The organism is Salipaludibacillus neizhouensis (assembly GCF_002886185.1).
In the GTDB taxonomy this organism is placed as follows: Bacteria; Bacillota; Bacilli; order Bacillales; family Salisediminibacteriaceae; genus Salipaludibacillus; species Salipaludibacillus neizhouensis.
The window spans coordinates 605,493-626,847 of sequence record NZ_KZ614147.1 but is presented as its reverse complement, the minus strand read 5'-3'; the positions used below and the strand labels follow the sequence as shown (position 1 = coordinate 626,847).

Here is a 21,355-nt window from a genome sequence, read left to right as displayed (position 1 = left end):
ACGGGTTTTTTCATAAAACTTTATAATTTAAAGGAACTTTTTAACTCAACGATTCGGTTGAAGACAAGCATGTCCTCTGTCGTATGTTTTGAATCTACGTTAAAGTAGCCATGACGGAAAAACTGGAACTTATCCTGTGGTTTTGCGTCATCCATATTTGCCTCTACATAGCCATGAGTAATCTCAAGTGAATCCGGATTCACAAAGTCAAGGAATGAATCGCCTTCTCTTTCATCCTCAATCAACGAATGATACAAACGATACTCGGCTTTTTTCGCTTGCGTTGCTTCAACAAAATGAAGGGTCCCTTTCACTTTACGGCCCGTAAATCCTGAACCACTTTTCGTTTCAGGGTCATACGTGCAATGAATCTCAACTACATTTCCATCTTCATCCTTAATGACTTCGTTGCATTTGATGAAATAGGCATGCTTTAACCGGACTTCATTTCCAGGAAATAAACGAAAATACTTCTTTGGAGGATCCTCCATAAAGTCGCTCTTTTCAATATAGATCTCTCGCGAAAATGGGATTTTCCGCGTCCCCATTTCTTCATTTTCCGGATTATTATCCGCATCCAGCCACTCGACTTCTCCTTCAGGGTAATTTGTAATAACTACCTTTAGAGGGTCTAGAACAGCCATCGTACGAGGTGCTTTTAGTTTTAAATCTTCACGTAGGAAGTGTTCAAGCATACGAACATCCACCAGGTTATCTGACTTCGCGACACCAATCTCTCGTGCAAATGTCCGAATGGATTCTGCCGTGAAACCTCGACGTCTTAAACCTGATATAGTGGGCATCCTTGGATCGTCCCAACCATCCACATAGTTTTCATCTACAAGTTGCTTAAGCTTTCGTTTGCTCAGCACAGTATTTGTTAAATTCAGGCGCGCAAATTCATATTGTCTTGGGGTGGCATGAATCTCACTATGTTCCACCACCCAGTCGTACAATGGACGTTGATCTTCAAACTCCAGCGTACAAAGGGAGTGTGTCACCCCTTCAATAGCGTCCTCTAATGGATGCGCAAAGGAATACATCGGATAGATGCACCATGTGTTGCCTGTGTTATGATGTTCCGTATGTGAAATACGGTAAATAACGGGATCTCGTAAGTTAATATTTGGAGAAGCCATGTCAATCTTCGCGCGGAGAACTTTTTCTCCATTAGCAAAGTCGCCATTTTTCATTTTCTCAAAAAGTTCAAGATTCTCTTCCACACTTCGGCTTCGGGAGTCACTTTCTTTTCCAGCTTCATGCAACGATCCCCGGTACTCGCGAATTTCCTCTTGTGAGAGGTCTTCCACGTAAGCCATCCTTTTTTTAATTAATAAGATTGCCCGACTATACATTTCCTCAAAATAATTCGAGGCAAAGTGTAAGTTATCCCACTCATAACCAAGCCAAGAAATATCTTCTTTAATGGCATCAACGTATTCTTGGTCTTCCTTTAAAGGATTTGTGTCATCAAAACGCAGATTGATCTTTCCGTTGAATTCTGCTGCAAGTTCAAAATTCAGTACGATAGATTTTGCGTGTCCGATATGCAAATAACCATTTGGTTCCGGTGGGAATCGAGTAATAATTTCCTTGTGTGTCCCGTTTGCTAAGTCTTCTTTGACAATATGTTTAATAAAATTTGAGGTATTACTTGTATTTTCACTCATTCAATTCACCTTTCTGGTACCAAATTTCTATTGTTGCGTGTTCCCGATTTTATCAAAATAACTTCTATTTACCGTTATATCACACTTAACGTTGGATATCTATGGAACATTCAATCATAGGCTTATTTTAATGCTTTAAGTGGTTAGGAATGTCCTGATAATATTAAAAAGTAGCGTCTGCGGTTACTCATCGCAGGTGACGGGAAGTCCTCGTAAGGCAGGTTGGACAATGGCTTCGTTAGCTGCGCGAATGCTATGAGAAGTTCATTCATAGCATTCTTAAACCATAGCAGCAACTACACGCATTGTTTCAAGCAGTTTAAAAGGTTCCACCTTTTAAACCAGCTTTATAAACAAAACCTTCAAGTAATCTCCGTCTGGGTACGTCGAGGTTACTCGATAATCATCTGGTAAAGAGAACTCCTCGACAATATTGTAGCCGAGCCCTGTCTCTTTAAACGCCTTATCTATAAAAGTGCGGAACTTCTTTCTTGAAACGCCAGCATGATTCGTGGAAGCGATGATCAGACCATTGCTTTCGGTAATCGCTATGGCTTCCTTCAAAAGATTTGTGTAATCTTTGGCGGCACTGAATGTCATTTTTTTTGATCGCGCAAAACTTGGTGGATCTAAAATAACCATCTCATATTTGTGCTGTTTTCTCCCAGCAAATTTAAAGAATTTAAACACATCATCAACAATAATATCCTGTGCCTCATAATCCAATCCATTAATGCTGAATTGCTCAATTGTTTTCGGTAAGCTGCGATTTGCCAGATCGACATTTGTGGTTTTCGTCGCTCCACCCATTGCTGCAAATACAGAAAAAGCACCCGTATAGGAAAATGTGTTTAATACCGTGCGTCCTTCTGCATAACGGTCACGAATAGCCTGCCTTACCTCCCGTTGATCCATGAAGACCCCAACCATCGCACCTTCGTTTAAGTAGACTGCGACATTGACTCCATTTTCCTTCACTATTAATGGGAATTCTCCACGTTCTCCAGTAATAAAGTCATCATCATCAAGATATTTCCCATTGGTGGCAAATCGTTTCTTCTCATAAATTCCTCGATAATCTGTTTGTGTTTTCAGTGTCTGTACAACTTCATCCTTAAACTGATAAATTCCTTCGCTGTACCAGTGAATCACGTAAAAACCAGCAAAGTAATCAATCGTTACTCCACCGATGCCGTCACCTTCCCCATTAAAAACGCGAAAAGCTGTTGTATTCGGGTCATCAAAATACTTTCGTCGAAGTCCTAATGCTTTAACAATTTTCCGATCAAAAAGAGATTGGTCAATATTTTCACCTTGTTTATTCGTTAAAACCCAACCGACTCCTTTATTTTGTAACCCATAATAACCCTTGCCTATGTAAGTCCCTTGCTCATCAACCACATTTAAATGCTGTCCCTCTTTGGTCAACACCTCAGCATTTACCAACGCATCCTTCATGATTAACGGAAACCCCGACTGATATTTATCAGCTAACTTCATCTTTACTTTCACAGTTGTCTCCATCACTTGGTGCCTCCAATCCACTAGTATGCCCTAACCTATCATAACGAAAATTATATAAAAAAGAAATAAACCAACACCTATGAAGCCTAGGTGGACGACTTTACTAAAAACTTCCTACTTACTTTTAGGTGTAAAATGTGCTAAAGTAGACGATTGAGCGGAGTTCGCAACCATCCTCCGCTATAAAAACAAAAACTAGGAGCTGAATAAGATGGAAAATAATATTGTCGTTTTAAACGAGAGTCAGGATGACACTGCTTATCTTTTTTGCACGCCATTTACTCTAGGTAACTCTGTCTTTAATAAAAGAGGTGTTTGCCTTGAATAAACAAGATAAGCTCATTTTACTCGTTGGGATTTTCTTTACGGCGTTGTTCGTGTCAAATGTGGTATCGGTGAAACTATTTACCGTTGGATCTGTCGTATTAACTGCAGGACTGTTAACTTATCCATTAACGTTTTTAATTACAGACTCCATTTCAGAAGTTTTCGGTAAAAGTACTGCGAAGAAAGTTGTCCTGATTGGGTTATTCACAAACCTTATGATGCTAGTGTTCTTCTTTGGTGCTGTCCAACTACCCCCAGCTGAGTTTTGGGGAATGCAGTCGGAATTTGAAATGATTATAGGCGCTGTTCCAAGAGTGGTTGCGGCTTCTCTTATTGCTTATTTCTTATCTCAACTATTCGATGTGCATTTATTTCATAAACTCAAACAAGCAACGAATGGAAAACACTTATGGCTTCGTAATAACGCCAGCACCTCTGCCAGTCAGTTATTAGATTCCACAATCTTCGTTACAATCGCTTTTGCGGGAACGATGCCCTTAGGAGCCTTGGTATTTATGATTGTGACACAATACCTTGTAAAATTAGTGATTGCTTTAGCAGATACACCATTTGTTTATATGACAGTGAAGTGGCTTGAGAATAAAGACAAAGACACTGATACGGAGGAATCAACCTATGTCTCATAACCGAGAAAACGAAGTTAACTTATTAGGCAATATAAATGTAGAATATAAAATGGACTATGACCCGACGATTCTTGAAGCATTTGAAAACCGACATTCATACCGTGATTATTTCGTGAAGTTTAATTGTCCAGAGTTTACGAGCCTTTGTCCAATAACAGGTCAGCCTGATTTCGCAACGATTTATATTAGCTATATACCAAATGAAAAAATGGTTGAAAGTAAATCGTTGAAGCTTTATTTATTCAGTTTTCGAAATCATGGAGATTTCCACGAGGACTGTATGAATAAGATGGTAAATGATTTGGTTGAGTTGATGGATCCACGATATATTGAAATATGGGGGAAATTCACTCCTCGTGGCGGTATCTCTATTGACCCTTACGTAAACTACGGGAAAAAAGAAACGAAATGGGAAGCATTTGCAGAACAACGTTTATTACAGCACGATTTATATCCCGAGACTATCAATCATCGCTAAGAAAACTACAAAGCAGTCTTTTTTAAATACAGCGTGATCTTCCAACGCCATCCGAACCTGTAGCACCTGCGCCAATAGAACCTATGAATTGCTTGCAGGTGCTACCATAGATAAAGAAGAGTTAAAAAAGAGTTCTACTTTTCGTATCGTTCTCGACTTATCTTAGACGAGGTAAGGGAAGTTACTCTAGTCGATAGGCGCTGGAGCTAGACGGTACACTTCACTCTAAAACCTATCCACAACTCATGAATCTATAATTTCCTGGTGTATATAAAAAGTGGCGTCACAAGGTTTTGACCTTTAGACTAACCACCTTTTAAATTCTCGTCTAGATATATGGAACTACCGAATACTAGTCATACATAAGAAATGCGAGAAGTTAAGAGCGGATCACTCCCTCCCACTCCATTTATTAAAACCTATACATTAATCTTTAGTTACATTAATTCGTGCAATATTGATAATTTCCTGTATTTTTTCTACTAAGTTTAGTAAGAGAAACCCATTACCTTCAGAGCTTTTGCGGAAGCCCAATGGTAAAGTTCGTCTTACCAGTTGCGCATAAATTTCTGCTTCAATTAAGGATCTTCCAAACCTTTTTTCACTTAAGTTAATAATTAAAGCTAACGCACCTGCTACGTGTGGAGCCGCCATGGAAGTCCCTGATAGTGACGCATATTTATTGTCCAGATATGTCGATACTACTTCTACACCAGGAGCCACAAGGTCTATTTCTGTATTTGAATTCGTAAAAGTAGCAAGCTTTAAGTCATTACTCACTGCACCTACTTGAATGACCTCGTTATAGCTTCCAGGATAAGAATACTCAAACGTATCTTCTCTGCCGTCACCTTCGTTTCCTGCTGCAACTACTACTGATACGTCATTATTAATTGCATTCTGAATTGCTTTATGCAATTCAGGTACGTCGTGAGGACCTCCGAGTGACATTGAAATAACTCGAACTCGTTCGTTTTGAGAACCACGCCAATCAACCGCATAGTTTATAGCATTTATAATCCATTCATAATCACCAGAGCCTTCTCCCGATAAAACTTTTAAACTTAAAATTTTAGCCTTCGGAGCAACGCCCACAACACCATCGTTATTTAAGCTAGCGGCAACGGTACCAGTTACGTGTGTTCCATGCCCATTATTATCTTCATATATGTCTGGGTCTCCATTATGATCAGTTGTAAAATTTCGTCCACCAATAATTTGATCTTTAAGGTCCGGATGATCTGTTTCAACACCAGTATCAATAACTGCAATTACAATTCCTTCACCTTGGTCGCTTTCTTCCCATGTCACAGGTGCCTGTATTAAACTAACACCCTCTGGAGTTTCATTTGTGTTATCAACAATTGAATCAATAGTATAAGGAACCAACTTGACTTGTAACGGTGCTTGATCCATGTTTATCCTCCTTATAGTGAAATTTAAAAATGACCTATCTTATTTATACCAAATTATGGGTGATATTCCAATAAAAATATTAATTTTTGATTAAATAGACTCATAAGAATTATTACCCCACGTTGCATATACGGGTTGCTGTACTAATCGGATACAAGAAAAATTAGGCTACCCTTCCACCAAAAGAATATGGTGAAAAATCAGCCTAATGAAGGTGTTTTATAGGTGTCTTATATTGCAAGGTTAATCTAGCTTCGACACCAATTTCTTTATTTATTACCCAACGCTGTGTTTAACGCAAGCTGTTTTTCACGATACATCCATTTGAACAAAGCCGTTTGGAAGATCAAGAACAGACCACCAATTGTCCAGTACAAAGGCATTGCTGCAGCGACAGAAAAAGAGAAAACTCCCATCAAAACAGGTGTAATATATCCAAGCATAGCCATTTGTTTTTGCTGTTTCGGATCCATTCCAATTTGAGAAACTCTAAATTGGATGAAATACACGATCCCTGCCAGAAACGGCAAGATCCTATCCGGTTCTCCCAGATTGAACCATAAAAAGCTATGTTGAGCGATCTCAGGTGTCCTCATAATCGCATAGTAAAAGCCGATTAATACCGGAAACTGAATTAGCATCGGCAAGCATCCCATAGAAGTAATAGGATTAAAACTGTGCTTTTGATAAAGGGCCATCATTTCTTTTTGCATTTTTTGCTGGTCTTCTGATGACTTTTTCTCTTTGTATTTTTCTTTTATTTCATTCATCTCAGGCTGGATCACGGCCATCTTTGCCCTAGAAGCAAGCTGTGTTTTCTGCTGTCTCATCATAAGTGGCATGAGAACCATACGAAGCAGGAGTGTCATAAACACTATCGATAAACCATAGTTCCCACTGAAAGCATCTGCCAGGAACTTGATAGAAAACGAAAAAGGGAAAATAATATAGTGATTAAATACCCCTGATGTGTCAGCACTAATTGGGTCCATATTTACCTGGCAACCTGTCGCTACCATTAAAACCATCAAAGTTATTATAATGAGTTTGCTATATTTTGAAAAACGGGTGAATACAGATCTTTCTTCCACAATAATATACCTCCTCGAATTTGTTGTTTGCTTGGATTCGAGAAGGACAAATAATCGGAATCATCCTCAGGACCTTCTTTTCGTTTCATGATTCTGGTTATCCACGTACGCCGTTGCACATTGTGATCAGCCATTAGGTTTTCCGAACCGCTTAATTGTTCACATACACTTAGTTTCTTTTGTGACATATGACGATTGGCTGCACCGGACTCTTGAACCATAAAATGTAAAAGATGCGCACCCGCAAATGTCATATATAAACTTATCGTTATGAGAGCTGGCACTAAATCATGGGATATTTCGAACATCATCTGTATTCACCTCCTTATATGCAAAATGGGAATTCGCTCGTACTGAAAATTAGATAAGTAAGCCTATTATCAACTATAGATCAGTAAAAGTCAAAGTCCTATATATTAACTCCTGAGTTGCTCTACTCTTCTTCCGGAAATAAGATTTCACCATCTTTGCCTTCTTTTGATTGAATAAAATTTAACAGCGTTTTAGAAAGATCCTTAGGTGGATATGGCTTTGTCAGATACTCATTCACTTGGAACCTTTCCACCTTTTCAACTGACTTGTCCAAGGCAGAGGAAATAATGATTGGTAATTGCACCGTATCTTCGTTTTCCTTTAGTTGTTTGATAAGTTCCCAGCCATCCATATCGTCTCCTAACATTAGGTCGACTACAACCGCTGCCAGGGGTTGCTTCAATATATCAGTATAGGCATTTTTCGGATCATAATGATGAAGCACTCGAAATCCACTAGCTTTTAACTCCTCCGATAGCAAAAGGGCTAGACTCGTATCATCTTCAATAATCATCACTGTTTCCCCGTTTTTCAAAGGAACTTCTGGTGAACCTTTAATGACTGTACCCTTATCTATCGTATTATCCGAATCGAGTGGAATGCTAAAGTAGAATGTCGAGCCTTCTCCTTCTTTGGATTCTACCCACATTTCTCCCTCATGCCTCTCGACAATTTCTCTTGAGATAGCAAGTCCCAATCCGGTTCCACCGATTTTTTTACGATCACTTTGATCAATTCTCTGAAACTTATTAAATAGTTTCTCCAATGCTTCATCAGGAATTCCTAATCCGTAATCCCTGACACTCACAATCAAATGGTTCTGCTCATTTTTCAATGTGAGGGTTATCTCCCCACCGTTTGGTGAGAATTTAATCGCGTTACTCACTAAATTAGTAAGTACTTGCTGAATTCTTGCTTGATCAGCTTTTATTTCCACTTCTGAACCTTCATCCACAAAAGAAAGACGGTGACTCTTTACATGTTTAAAATTATTTAACACATCCATCATGATTGTATCCATCGAACATAAGACCATATCATACGTTTGATTACCTGACTCCATCCGCTGAAGATCAAGAAAATCATTAATCAGGTTCGTTAGTCTCTTCGCTTCTTTATAAATCGTATTTAAATACTTCTTTTGTCTTTCCGGTTTCAATTCTTTATTTAACAGCAACTCAGTAAATCCTAATACACTCGAGAGAGGAGTTCTTAACTCGTGACTAACGGTACTAACAAGTTCAGATTTCATCGAATCTAACTCATGTTCTCTTGTTATATTCCGATGAACAAAGAGTGTCCCCACACGTTCCTGGTTATTGTAAACACTCGTCCCATAAACAGCGATCACACGCGTTTCTTCATCAACAACTGCTGAATACTGGTGGTGCATCATTCCGTGGTAATCAACATGGATGAACTGGTTATAAAATTTCTTTAATGATTCTGGTTGTTCCACGTTTTTTGTAAACTCGTTTAACCAAACTTTTTTATTAAGCACTGTTTCCTTATCTAAATCATTAGTACCGACCATACGGCTAACTGTTTCATTAAATTGTAAAACAGCTCCATCTGTTGAGACAAACAGGATTCCTTCGTTTACATTATCTAATATATCTTGATTGAGTTTTCGCGAACTTTCCATTTCCTCATAGATTACTGTTCTCTCCAACGCCAAAGAAACTCGGTTCATCAGACCATCTATTTCATCCATTTCTTGGTCTGAAAATTCCCTGCCAATTCGTGTTGCTCCAAAGATAGCTAGAACATTTCTCTCCGCATCCAATACAGCAGAATAAAAATCATATACGGTAAAAGGCTCTTCGGCAATTCCTTGCTCCTCCGAAGTTGACTTTCTCTTTATAAGAACGTGGTTTCTCTCTTGTAATCTAGCTATTAATTCTTCTTTATCCGATAAAACAAATTGCTCCATTGCTTTGTCGGAAAGTCCATTCGCGCGATAAATTGGATCATGAGTGAGGATTATTACACTTTTATCAAACGAAAACAATTCATTTAGAAAGCTGAAAATAGAGGTGATAAATTCATCTTTATTTAAACTCAATGACATCGCATGATTTAATTGATTATACTTTGCTAACTTATTGTTCGACTCCTCTGTTAATTTCACAGTGTTCACCATTTGCACTTGTTGATCTTCGAGATCTTCCTGTTGTGATTGAAGTTCCTCATTTTGAGCAGTTAACTCTTCTTCTTTATCCTGTAGAATGTTTGCCATTGTGTAAAAAGAATTGAACAATGAACCTATTTCATCCTCTCGTTTATTCGGTTGGAATTGAATCGCTCTTCCTTCCGCCAAGTCATTCGAGGCCACTGTTAATTCTTCTATCGGTCGGATGACATTCTTTAACACTCGCAACACTAGAAAAATAAAAATCATCAATAGCAATCCACCAATCACAATGGAGAAAAGCGTATTTCTATTAGCATCTTCTAAACTTTCATTATATAAAAATTCTGTTTCTTCCATTGTTTGAGCTTGCAAATCTCGCGCACGTTCGATTAACCTATTTATTGTCTCATTAGTACCATTAGTTCTAGCATATTCCTGTAGCCCCACAAAATCTTCTGACTCCACGAATTCCAACACGGTTCGTAAAGTTTCCGTTTCGTATCTCTCTACAAAACCTCTTAAATTCACCAGAAAAGCTTCTTCTTCAAATGTGAGTTCTAACAGATCCATATAATTCAAGGTACTTTTAAGTTCTTCTAAATTTTCTTGTAATTTATCTAAATCCTCTTCTTCTTTATATACATAGTACGCCCTGCTTCGGAAAAAAACGTCATTTAATGATCTTTCCATGGTGCTTTTTAATTCGGACTTTTCTAAAAGAGCCACTCGTTCCTCGGCTTGGTTTGCTTGTGATTCCATTACGTAAAATAAATACAGACTCGACATAATAATTGCGACCGCCACCAAACCGGCTGCTGTCCATATAAATTTGGATCGAATCCCTTTTTTCCATTGTCTCTTTATACTCATGCTAGAATCTCTTCAACCACAGCAGAAAGCTCGGTTGGGCTAAAAGGTTTTGCAATAAAATAATCTGCTCCTGCATTTAAAGCTATTTGACGATCTTGTTCTTGCGCTTTTGCTGTTAACATGACAAGTTGGATGTTATTTTTCGTTTCCTTACTCAATGACTGAATAACTTCTAACCCAGTCTTCTCAGGCATCATGTAATCAAGAATTGCTAAATCAAAATTCCCTTCTTCTAACTTCTCTAGTGCTTCCTGTCCATCCTCTGCTTCTTCAATCTCAAAACCCAAATCCTCCAATGTATCAACAATAAGCATTCTTAAAATATCTTCATCATCTGCAACCAGTATTTTCTTCAAACGAGTTTCTCCCCTTTTCTTTTCTATTACGGCGACCCACTCGCCCGTTTACTAAGCCTCTTGAGCTTTATACGTTAATCTTCGGAAATTCCTTTTCGATCCATATTTCCCCAATCCGCTTTTTTCTTGAATGTGGCCAAAAGCCCTTCGACACGCCAAACGACCATAATGGGCCGATACCAAAAGGTTTCCGTTAATGCCCAGAAAAAAAGGATACACACACTTTTTAACTCCGGATATTTATGATACGTCCATTCTTCCAGCAGAACTGCGAGTGAGGATATTAATGAACCGTACATTACCGTTACTGCCAACATGATCAATGCAACCTGTGTATCTATAAATCCAAAAAAGATTCCAAATACTATGACAAAATAGCCGATAAGTTCAAATACGGCACTTAATAGTTCCACAACTAAATAGTACGGCATGGAAAACAACCCAATTCCCCGGTATTTTGGGTTAAACATCATTTTACGGTGTGTCCATAATGTCTCCGCCAATCCTCTTTGCCAGCGCACTCTTTGCGATTTGAGAGAAGCTAACGTACTAGGTGCCTCAGTCCAACAAACCGGATCTTGAATATATTCAATCCGTTGCTTTGATTTCTCGTCTTTTAATGATCGATGGATTCTAACAATAAGTTCCATGTCTTCGCCGATCGTCTTTTCTCTATACCCGCCAACTTTTATTACTCTGGACTTTTCAAAAACGCCGAAAGCACCGGAAATAATCAGCAGAATATTCATTCGGCTCAAACCCAGCCTTCCGATAAGAAACGCACGCATATACTCGATAATTTGCATGATCGCTACGGGTTGTTTTGGTAATGCCAATTTTTCAATCACACTTTTAGAAATGGTCGAACCATTTGCTATTCTGACACTGCCTCCAGTTGCAGTAACCATGCCACCTGAATCTATGATTGGTTTCATCGTTTTCAGAAGTGCATCTCTCTCCAAGATGGAATCCCCATCAATAGCAGCAAAATAAGGATACTTGGAAAAGTTTACACCTGCATTTAATGCATCTGCTTTCCCCCCGTTTTCCTTTTTCAACAGAAAAACATTGGGAAAGAGATTAGACTGATAGACATCTAATACTTCCTTCGTTGGAAAATGGGCTCTCATAGCTATATCAATCTTTTTCATCCCAAATTGAGTGATCATCTTACTGCTTGTTTGGTCTGTGGAACCATCGTCCACTACTATGACTTCAAATTGGGGATATTGCAGCGATAAAAGTGATCTCACAGTACTAATAACTCCCATTTCCTCATTATAGGCAGGCACTAAAATGGAGATAGGATACGTATCGTGATTGATTATCATTTCTTCTATGGTGGCTTCTCTATTTAAATATTTTTCTCTTTTAATCTTAGGTCCTGAAATGAGAAATAACACAAGATAAATGATGCCTACAGCAACCATATAGAAAATCACAACAAATGCGATAACATTCGCAGCACTTGAAAAGAACTCCTCATTCATGATCTCACCCCCTCAACCCTGTGGCCTTGGTTGTAAGCATTTGATTGGCCATATCTCGTGCAAAAGCATCTTCATTTTGAGACGCGACATACTCTAATAAGATTTCACCATCCGGTAATTTACTGATAGCCTCTCCCGAGGAAAAGCGGACCCACCATACTGGATCTGCTAACGTGTCTACTAGATGGTCTCTATATTTCGTTAATTCCATAACTCCTGCAATTTTAGCAGCATACATTCGTTCTTCCCAATGCTCTGACTCGAAAAATTCTTTTAATTGTTCTGTTTTCGAGAAGTACTGGTAAGAACAAATACTCTTCATTGCCTTTAGTCGAATCTCTTTTTGTTCATCAAAGAGACACCTCTCCACAAAGGGTAAATGTTGGTTAAGTTTCATTTCTCCACAGAGAACGATAAACGCCAACTTAAATGCTATCGGAGTTTTTCCGCTCGTTCTTTTCTCCATTTCCATTAAACTGCCTTCATCTAAGCGGCGAAAAAGTTCTTTCGCTAAGCTCTCAGAGATAGTATCTTTTTCTAATATAAATGTGAGAAATTTTTCCGGATATATCGTTGCCAGTACACGCAATGTCTGACGGTATTCTTCATTCTCATCATCCGATTCGACTCTTCCAAGGTGTTGCCAGACATGATCCTTTATAGAAATCATCCCAAAGTCCTCTATATAAAACAATGTATTCACTCGTTCTGCCCAAGATCCCTTTTCAAGGATTTTGATATAAGCATCTAACAATGTCGTTTCGGCCAATTTTCTAATGCGAGCTTTTTCTCCTTCACCCGCTGTCACCTCAGATAATCTCACTAATAATTTTTCAACCACATCTTTGCGGTACTTCTTATTCTCAGGAAGTCTCGGCTCTAATTGAGATGTGTCTTGAACAATTTCAATATAGGAAGGTAATAGGTTCTGATACAACGTTTCCACTTTTTCATCGTAATTTAATGTGATTTTTTTAGAAATAAGAATATATATGAAAAGGGCGACTTGGATAACTAGTAACACAACTAAAGATGCAATCACCCATTGCATCAAGGGTGAAGCACCCTTGATGCTATCCGATCTATTCTTGCGGATACCTCTTTCACATTAAACGGTTTGACCATGTAGTCGTCTGCCCCTAAATTTAATGCCCGGGCTACTTCCAATTCCCCTTTTCTAGCAGTTAACATGGAAACAATAATGTCCTTCTTTGGATAATGATCCCGCAATTGCTTTAGCACTTCCACACCATCCATTTTAGGCATCATGCCATCTAACAGGACGATATATTGCTGGTTACGCTTGTACCATTTATCGTTAAGAAAGGAAATCCCGTTATCGTAGTCCCGAATTTCTATCGGGCGACCTGATATCTCTCCTTTTTTACGGTAATGATGAGTAAGCATACCTCGAACTACTTCATCATCATCTACAATAATAATCGTTAAGCTATCACTGGTTTCAACTTTTTCTAACTCCCGGTCAAAGATAATCGTTTTGTTTCGCCCACTATCCTTTGCCATGTAAAGAGCCTTGTCGGCATGTTCCATAATCATTTTCGGATGAAATGATCCATTATCCACCTCTTTAATTCCGGCTGAAAAAGTAACAGTAAATGTATCTGATTCACTTTGAAACTTCTGCTCTGAAAGTAATTCACGAAACGTTGAGACACGCGCTTCCGCCTGGTGACGAGTAGTATCCGGTAAAATAAACGTAAATTCTTCTCCCCCATATCGACAAATAGAGTCTTCCGGCCGAGCCACTCGTTTAAACAGCTCCACAAACTTTTTAAGCACCTCATCACCAACTAAATGCCCGTAATTATCATTTACTTGTTTAAAGTGATCAAGATCAACCATGACGTATGAAAATGCGGGGGTTGTTTTTTCAGCAAGTTTTTTTATTTGTTTCGTTAGTTCAATCGTTAAGTATTTCCGATTATAGGCACCCGTTAATTCATCCTGCAAAACAAAGTTATTTACTCTATCACGAAATTTTAATCTATTATTAATAAAAGGAATAAATAGATTTTTATCAATTGGTTTCCCGATAAAATCAAAAGCCCCCATCTCATACGCTCTCGCCCTGTTCTCCGAGGAAGAGTGTGCGCTCATCATGACGATTGGTGTGAATTCCTTTTGTGCTTTTTCCAACAGTTGTTTTAACACAGCAATACCATCAATATCCGGAAGAATATAATCCAGAATAATTAAACTAGGTTTCATATCGTAAAACAGTTCCAACCCTTTTTCTCCAGTCAAGGCAATGATTGTTTGAAAACCATTACTTTCTAAGTAATCTTTAATAAACGTCACAAACTCTACATCATCGTCTATGATCAAGATAAAAGGACGCTCTTCTTGCTCAGTGAGATCCCCCGTCCATATATTCTCGGTGACGGGCATCTCTTTTTCACTTTTATAAACTGGTAACTCTTTTAACAAGACTCGCCATTCACTTTCAGTCCAAAGTTTCCCTGATTTTTCTTCGAGAAATTCCAAATGATGGCTGGCAATATCTTTGAGTTCCGACATGCCGATGGTTCCAGAAGTTCCTTTGACATTATGAAAAAAACGATATAATTCGTCCTCTGAGACAGTTTCGCGTTTTTCCCAACGATTTACCGTTTTCTCAATACGCTCATTCATCATTTGCTGGTACTTCTTAATCTCCACCGTTGCCCACACCCTCTTTAAATCTACTTCAATTATTATTTATAATGTATATGCTTCCGTCCTATTTCCTATCAGCAATTATACATCGTTTGTCGCTAAAAAACGACATAAATACCCAAATAAACCGGTCCATTTTATTAAAATGATTTCTTCATTTTAATTTAACTATAACAGGTATTATAAGGAAGGAGAAAAATCCATAGCTATAATTACTCCTTATTAACGGAGGACATTTGTCTAAATCGACTAATATTGACACTTCTGTTTTTCTAGAAGGATTGAATCAAAAGCATTTCTACTATTATTTTCGGAAAAACGGTTGTATTCTCGGCATTTCCCCTCTATAATGTCCTTTATACAAACACATATGTACTTTAAATAGAGACAGCACAGGAGCTGATAGATCATGGCACAGGAAATGAATATAGGCTTGTTAGGATTTGGAACAGTTGGTACAGGTGTCCTTCAAATTATTCGAGATCACCAGGATAAATTGCAGCACCAGTTAGGTTGCAGTATAAAGGTTAAGAAAGTGCTCGTTAGCAATCTCCATAAAGAAAGAGAGATTAAGATAGATGACGATCAATTGACCCTAAATGCAGATGATATTTTGAATGATCCATCTATCGTTGCTGTCATTGAAGTGATGGGCGGAATTGAAGATGCAAGAAGGTACATCCGTCAGGCACTGGAGAATAATAAGAATGTTATCACAGCTAATAAAGACCTCATGGCTATTCATGGCTCTGAGCTACTCGAGCTTGCAAATAAACAAGGATGCGATCTATTCTATGAAGCTAGTGTTGCTGGAGGGATCCCTATTCTTCGTGCATTAGTGGAAGGACTTGCCTCTGATAGAATCAGCAAAATGATCGGAATTGTTAATGGCACAACGAATTATATTCTTACAAAAATGTCGAAAGAGGGCCGAGGATACGAAGAAGCTCTTCAGGAAGCTCAAGCGTTAGGCTATGCAGAAGCAGATCCAACTGCAGACGTTGAAGGAATCGATGCTGCTAGGAAAATCAGTATTTTAGGTACGTTGGGCTTTTCAATGAACCTGGACCTCGATGATGTTTCTATCCGTGGTATTACAGAAGTCACAAGAGAAGACCTTGCATTTTGTGAACAACTTGGCTATACAATGAAGCTCGTTGGCATTGCCAATCGCTTTAATGATAAAGTAGAAGTAAGTGTTCAACCAACACTCGTTCCTCATGAGCACCCTCTTGCATCTGTTGACGATGAATACAATGCTGTATATGTATATGGAGATGCAGTCGGAGAAACGATGTTTTACGGACCAGGGGCCGGTAAATTACCAACAGCCACTGCCGTAGTATCAGATTTAGTTGCTGTTTTGAAAAATAACCGTCTCGGAGTGAATGGAAACAGTGTGATCCTTCCTCAATTTGAAAAGAAGCTGAAAGACCCGGATGACATTCATGCAAAATACTTTTTACGTATTCATGCAAAAGATATTTCAGGTACATTCGCTTCACTTACACACTTGTTCCATGAGAACGAAGTAAGTTTAGAGAAAATCCTGCAGCTTCCATTAAATCAAGGTAAACTTGCAGAGATTATTGTTGTTACTCACGCTGTTTCAAAGAAAAACTATGATTTAGTATTAGAAAAATTAGCCGATGCGGATGTTGTTGTGGAAGTGAAAAGCAGCTACCGTGTGGAAGGGGACCGAAAATAATGTGGCGAGGTTTGTTAGAAGAATACAAAGCTTATTTACCCGTTAACGAAAATACACCCATGCTTTCCTTGCAAGAAGGGAATACTCCCCTTCTTCCATTGAAACATCTTTCTGAAAAATGGGGGATTGAGCTTCACGTGAAATATGATGGGGCTAATCCAACTGGTTCCTTTAAGGACCGTGGAATGGTAATGGCCGTAGCAAAAGCTAAAGAAGCTGGCAGTGAAGCAATTATGTGCGCTTCAACCGGGAATACTTCCGCTGCTGCCGCCGCTTACGCTGCACAAGCGAAGATGAGATGCCTCGTTGTTATACCTGAGGGCAAAATTGCCATGGGGAAACTTGCCCAGGCTGTTGTTTACGGTGCTGAGATCTACAGTATCGCCGGTAACTTCGATAATGCTCTGCAAATGGTTCGTAACCTTGAGAAGCAGTCGCCTATTGCACTAGTAAATTCCGTGAATCCTTATCGCATTGAAGGACAAAAAACAGCAGCTTTTGAAATCTGTGATGGATTAGGCGCTGCACCTGATGTGCTAGCGATTCCTGTGGGAAATGCCGGTAACATCACCGCTTATTGGAAGGGATTCAACGAATATCACAAAGCAAAAGGAACTGGCCTACCACAAATGAGAGGTTTCGAAGCTGAAGGCTCTGCAGCGATTGTGCAGAATAGAATCATTGATAACCCTGAGACTGCTGCAACTGCCATCCGCATTGGTAATCCTGCCAGTTGGACACAAGCTGTACGTGCCTCAGAGGAATCATCAGGTAAAATTGATTTCGTAACAGACGATGAAATTCTTGAAGCCTATAAACTACTTGCCCGTGAAGAAGGTGTTTTTGCAGAACCCGCTTCTTGCGCCTCTATTGCCGGAATTAAAAAGCAATTAGATTCAGGAGAAATCAAGAAAGGATCACGTATTGTTGCTGTTCTAACAGGAAATGGACTGAAAGATCCGAATTACGCTATTGACTCTTCCCTCGTTCAGCCTACCGCTTTACCTAATGAAGAATCTGTCGTAATTGACCATATGTTAGGACGTGTAAAACGATGACAGCCGACTTTAACGAGCTGTTTTCCATCAAAGTCCCAGCCAGTACAGCAAATCTAGGCCCTGGTTTTGACTCGGTGGGAATGGCGTTGAATCGATATTTAACTCTACGTGTAAAAAAAAGTGACGAGTGGTTTTTTCACACCGTTTCCGAAAACCTTGAAGGTATTCCTTCTGGTGAAGATAATCTGGTCTATAAAATCGCTGCCAAAATTGCCAGCGAATACGATAAAGAATTACCGGCCGTTCAAGTAGAAATGGAGAGTGACATTCCGCTAGCACGAGGATTTGGAAGCAGTGCCACCGCGATTGTTGCTGGAATTGAGCTTGCAAACCAATTGTTGGATTTAGAACTCACATCCGATGAAAAGGCACGCTTCGCAAGTCTTGAAGAAGGACACCCTGATAATGTTGGTCCGTCCATATACGGAGGAATGATTATTGGTAGCCATCGAGAAGACGAAACTAATATTGTCTTAGCTGGCGTACCTGACATCGATCTTGTTGCCGTGATACCTGAATATGAATTAAGTACGAAAGAATCTCGTGGCTCTCTGCCAGAGGATTTCTCTTATAAAAAGGCCGTTGAAGCAAGCGGCGTCAGTAATGTGCTTGTCGCAGCCATATTACAAGGTAATTGGGCACTGGCAGGCAAAATGATGGGAAAAGATCTTTTCCACCTTCCTTACCGTATGCCTTCCATTCCTGAATGGGAAAAAGCAAATCAGCTAGCTGAAGAACTTCCTGTATACGGTGCTACACTTAGCGGAGCAGGTCCTATCGTACTCTTTTTCATACCAAAGGGTAATGGCCGCGAAATTAAACTCCAATTACGTAGCCACTATCAGCAGCATCGCATCGAATTACTTGAGGTTGATGCGCATGGCGTGAAAGTAGAAAAAGCAACAGCTACAAATCAAGTACAAAAATAATAAATTTTAAGCTAAAAAAGAAGCATTGAATCATTACCGCGATTCCAATGCTTCTTTTTAGTATGGAAAAAATAAAAGTAATTCTAAAGCTGAAAAACCTTATGAAAACTTTTCTTATTTCCTATTTTGAGGTAAACTTGCAAACATTACTTATTAAAACCGCAGCTTCAAATTCCTCTTTCGGTAAAGGTTTATTAAAGTAGTATCCTTGTCCAATAACGCAATTAAGTTCTTTTAGTAATTTTACTTGATCCTCATTTTCTATCCCTTCAACGATTACATGCAGCGCCAAATTATTTCCTAAATCAATGATACTTTTAACAATCGCTTTTTCTTTAGGGTCCTTCAATATATCTTGGAGAAAAGATTTATCTATCTTTAGTTCATCGATCGGTAGATCCTTCAAATAGTTCAGTGAAGAGAAACCTGTCCCAAAATCATCTATGGAGATGAAAACACCTAATTCTTTTATCTGTTTCAAAATGGGGAGTGTCTCACTTTTATTTTGCATCACACTCTCTGTCATTTCTACACATAAAAGTTTCGGATCAATATTATTCGCTTGTAGTACTTGTTGTATTTTTTCCGGTAGTTTGCTTCCAACTAATTGTACGGATGATATATTAACAGCAATTCTGATAGGAGGAAGACCAACGTCCAACCATTTTCTAAGTTGACTGCATGATTCTTGAAGTACCCAGTCACCAAGAGGAACTATTAACCCTGTTTCTTCTGCTATTGGAATAAATTCGTCCGGAGGAATAAAACCAAGTTTCGGGTGTTCCCATCGTAACAATACTTCTGCACCAATTATTTCAGACGTGTTTAAATCATTCTGTGGTTGAAAATAAAGCTCAAATTCGTTATTTACAAGTCCGCTTCTTAAGCTCGTCTCAATTTTTAATTTACGTTCAACCAACTTATTCATATCTTGTGTGAAAACCTGATAATTATTTCGACCTCGTTGTTTTGCAGCATACATCGCTAAGTCAGCATTTTCAAGAAGGCTCTTGACGTCCTCTTCTCCTATGCTTGAACTAATTCCAATACTGCAAGTCGAGTAAACTTCTTGTTGATCAATCATAAATGGTTCATTAAAGGATTGAAGAAGACTCTCTGCGGTTTGATTGGCATCATCTTCATCCGGGTTATCTAATAAGATAACATACTCGTCGCCACTCAATCTCGCAACGATGTCCTTGCCACGAACAATAGCTTTAATTCGTTTAGCAACTTGAATTAATAGTTGGTCACCAATTCCATGCCCTAATGTATCATTGATAAATTTAAACCGGTCTAGATCTAAAAAAATAACAGCTAAGTTTTGCTCCGATTCCGGGTTTATTACTGTATTTTTTAGCTTTTCATTTAGAAAATTTCGATTTGGCAACCCAGTTAAATCATCATGAAAAGCCATATGTTCAATCTTTTCTTGCATGCTTTTTTGTACTGTAATGTCTTTACATATCCCATATATTCCTTGTATTACTCCTTTAACAATGATTGGGATATTGGTTACCACTAAATTAACCTGTTCGCCCTGTTTTTTTACAATTGAACATTCATAGGTTTGAGGAGCCCCTTGCAAGGTTTTATTAAAATGGTATAAAACCTTTTCAATATGTGCTTTTTTTAGTAATGGTATAAATGATTGTTGAATAAGCTCTTCATATTTATATCCTGATAGTTTTTCAGAAGCAGGATTTACATTATAGAAATTGCCATCTAAATCCAAAGTAATTATGGCCTCAGAATGATTCATAAACAAAGAACGATATCGTTCTTCACTTTCCTCTAGGTTTTCCGTTATTAATTTCTCCTGAGTGATATCTTTGCCCATTGATAAAAGAGCCGATTGTCCCCTAAATTGGATCTCTTTTAATGTAACCTCTAAATCTACTGTATTACCTTTTAACGTCGTTACTTTATATTGAGTTGCTTTCTCTGTCTTTCCATCTAAGAGAATATTTGTTCTTTTAAGAGCCGTCTCATGATGATGAGGAATAAGATAATCAAAAATTGATTTACCGAGAAGATCCTTTTGGTTATTAGCTCCTATTATTTTTATTGCAGCATCATTAACAAAAAGTATTTCATTATTTCGGTGAATAACAATCGCTTCTGAGGACATCTTTACAATGTCTTGATAATTTGATTCACTCTCTTTTAATTTTAGTTCAGACCGTTTTCTTTCTGTAATGTCATAAGCTATGAGAACTGCTCCAATGACTGCGTTATCCTCTGATAAAATTTGATTCCCATTCATGATGTAATTTCTTTTTTCATCGTTTTTCGTTTTGACTGTAATTTCAAGATCATTTACTCGATCTCCATTGATAATCCGAAATAATGGGGTTTCTTCTAATGGAATCGGTTTAATGCTATCATCATAATATATATCAAAATAGCTCGACCATTGCTCAGGAGAAAGATCTTGATCATTAGGAATACCAAAACATTTATGATGGGTAGAATTAGTGTGAATGATAGTTCCAAAAGCATCCGCAATAACAATTGCATCTTTTGAATTCTCAAAAGCTAACTCATATGTAGAGACTTGATTTAATATCCTTTGTTTAGAAGACACGTCTTTACCCCCAAGTTTTTAATAACTTATCAAACTTTCTTTCTATAAGGACTCTCTTCCATAAAACAGAAATAGCTATTCT

At 38.4% G+C, this 21,355-nt stretch carries 16 protein-coding genes; 5 read left to right on the top strand and 11 right to left on the bottom strand.

Annotation, left to right across the window (positions count from 1 at the left end):
* Positions 1–20 precede the first annotated feature (20 nt).
* Positions 21–1,670 (bottom strand): glutamine--tRNA ligase/YqeY domain fusion protein, encoded by a 1,650-nt coding sequence (locus CEF18_RS19930; RefSeq protein ID WP_110938258.1) that lies wholly within the window; start codon positions 1,668–1,670, stop codon positions 21–23.
* A 336-nt stretch (positions 1,671–2,006) separates the two neighbouring features.
* Positions 2,007–3,194, bottom strand: coding sequence for a class I SAM-dependent rRNA methyltransferase (locus CEF18_RS19925; RefSeq protein WP_110938257.1), 1,188 nt, complete (start codon positions 3,192–3,194; stop codon positions 2,007–2,009).
* 320 nt (positions 3,195–3,514) lie between these two features.
* On the opposite strand from CEF18_RS19925, the gene CEF18_RS19920 reads away from it, so the two are divergent.
* Both CEF18_RS19920 and queF read left to right on the top strand, forming a co-directional pair.
* Positions 3,515–4,168, top strand: a complete 654-nt coding sequence (locus CEF18_RS19920) for a queuosine precursor transporter (protein WP_183040945.1) — start codon at positions 3,515–3,517, stop codon at positions 4,166–4,168.
* A complete protein-coding gene (queF, locus tag CEF18_RS19915) occupies positions 4,158–4,646 on the top strand; it encodes a preQ(1) synthase (RefSeq protein ID WP_110938255.1) in 489 nt (162 codons plus the stop codon). Before CEF18_RS19920 ends, queF begins: the two co-directional genes overlap by 11 nt.
* Before the next feature lie 426 nt (positions 4,647–5,072).
* Here queF and CEF18_RS19910 read toward each other — a convergent pair whose 3' ends face one another.
* From CEF18_RS19910 to CEF18_RS19880, 8 genes are all read right to left on the bottom strand, one after another.
* The gene (locus CEF18_RS19910; RefSeq protein WP_407690436.1) at positions 5,073–6,068 is read right to left on the bottom strand and encodes a S8 family peptidase; all 996 of its coding nucleotides are present in this window, start codon (positions 6,066–6,068) and stop codon (positions 5,073–5,075) included.
* Between the two features lie 263 nt (positions 6,069–6,331).
* Positions 6,332–7,153 (bottom strand): membrane protein insertase YidC, encoded by an 822-nt coding sequence (gene yidC / locus CEF18_RS19905; RefSeq protein WP_110938253.1) that lies wholly within the window; start codon positions 7,151–7,153, stop codon positions 6,332–6,334.
* Entirely contained in the window at positions 7,099–7,464 is a 366-nt protein-coding gene (locus CEF18_RS26110; RefSeq protein WP_147421968.1) for a hypothetical protein, read from the bottom strand. Before CEF18_RS26110 ends, yidC begins: the two co-directional genes overlap by 55 nt.
* Before the next feature lie 122 nt (positions 7,465–7,586).
* On the bottom strand, positions 7,587–10,469 hold the full coding sequence (locus CEF18_RS19900) for an ATP-binding protein (protein WP_110938252.1): 2,883 nt from the start codon (positions 10,467–10,469) through the stop codon (positions 7,587–7,589).
* The gene (locus CEF18_RS19895) at positions 10,466–10,825 is read right to left on the bottom strand and encodes a response regulator transcription factor (protein ID WP_110938251.1); all 360 of its coding nucleotides are present in this window, start codon (positions 10,823–10,825) and stop codon (positions 10,466–10,468) included. The genes CEF18_RS19900 and CEF18_RS19895 overlap by 4 nt, the downstream gene beginning before the upstream one ends.
* A gap of 74 nt (positions 10,826–10,899) precedes the next feature.
* Positions 10,900–12,315, bottom strand: coding sequence for a glycosyltransferase family 2 protein (locus CEF18_RS19890; protein ID WP_110938250.1), 1,416 nt, complete (start codon positions 12,313–12,315; stop codon positions 10,900–10,902).
* A 4-nt stretch (positions 12,316–12,319) separates the two neighbouring features.
* Positions 12,320–13,369, bottom strand: coding sequence for a HEAT repeat domain-containing protein (locus CEF18_RS19885; protein WP_190238708.1), 1,050 nt, complete (start codon positions 13,367–13,369; stop codon positions 12,320–12,322).
* Complete coding sequence (locus CEF18_RS19880) at positions 13,366–14,994, bottom strand: GGDEF domain-containing response regulator (RefSeq protein ID WP_110938248.1); 1,629 nt, start codon at positions 14,992–14,994, stop codon at positions 13,366–13,368. Before CEF18_RS19880 ends, CEF18_RS19885 begins: the two co-directional genes overlap by 4 nt.
* Before the next feature lie 406 nt (positions 14,995–15,400).
* On the opposite strand from CEF18_RS19880, the gene CEF18_RS19875 reads away from it, so the two are divergent.
* Genes CEF18_RS19875 through thrB form a run of 3 tightly spaced genes read left to right on the top strand, consistent with a single transcriptional unit; the run spans position 15,401 to position 18,686 of the window.
* Complete coding sequence (locus CEF18_RS19875) at positions 15,401–16,699, top strand: homoserine dehydrogenase (RefSeq protein WP_110938247.1); 1,299 nt, start codon at positions 15,401–15,403, stop codon at positions 16,697–16,699.
* Positions 16,699–17,757, top strand: coding sequence for a threonine synthase (thrC, locus tag CEF18_RS19870; RefSeq protein ID WP_110938246.1), 1,059 nt, complete (start codon positions 16,699–16,701; stop codon positions 17,755–17,757). Before CEF18_RS19875 ends, thrC begins: the two co-directional genes overlap by 1 nt.
* On the top strand, positions 17,754–18,686 hold the full coding sequence (gene thrB, locus CEF18_RS19865) for a homoserine kinase (RefSeq protein ID WP_110938245.1): 933 nt from the start codon (positions 17,754–17,756) through the stop codon (positions 18,684–18,686). The genes thrC and thrB overlap by 4 nt, the downstream gene beginning before the upstream one ends.
* Before the next feature lie 121 nt (positions 18,687–18,807).
* Here thrB and CEF18_RS19860 read toward each other — a convergent pair whose 3' ends face one another.
* Complete coding sequence (locus tag CEF18_RS19860; RefSeq protein ID WP_110938244.1) at positions 18,808–21,273, bottom strand: bifunctional diguanylate cyclase/phosphodiesterase; 2,466 nt, start codon at positions 21,271–21,273, stop codon at positions 18,808–18,810.
* Between the last annotated feature and the right edge of the window lie 82 nt (positions 21,274–21,355).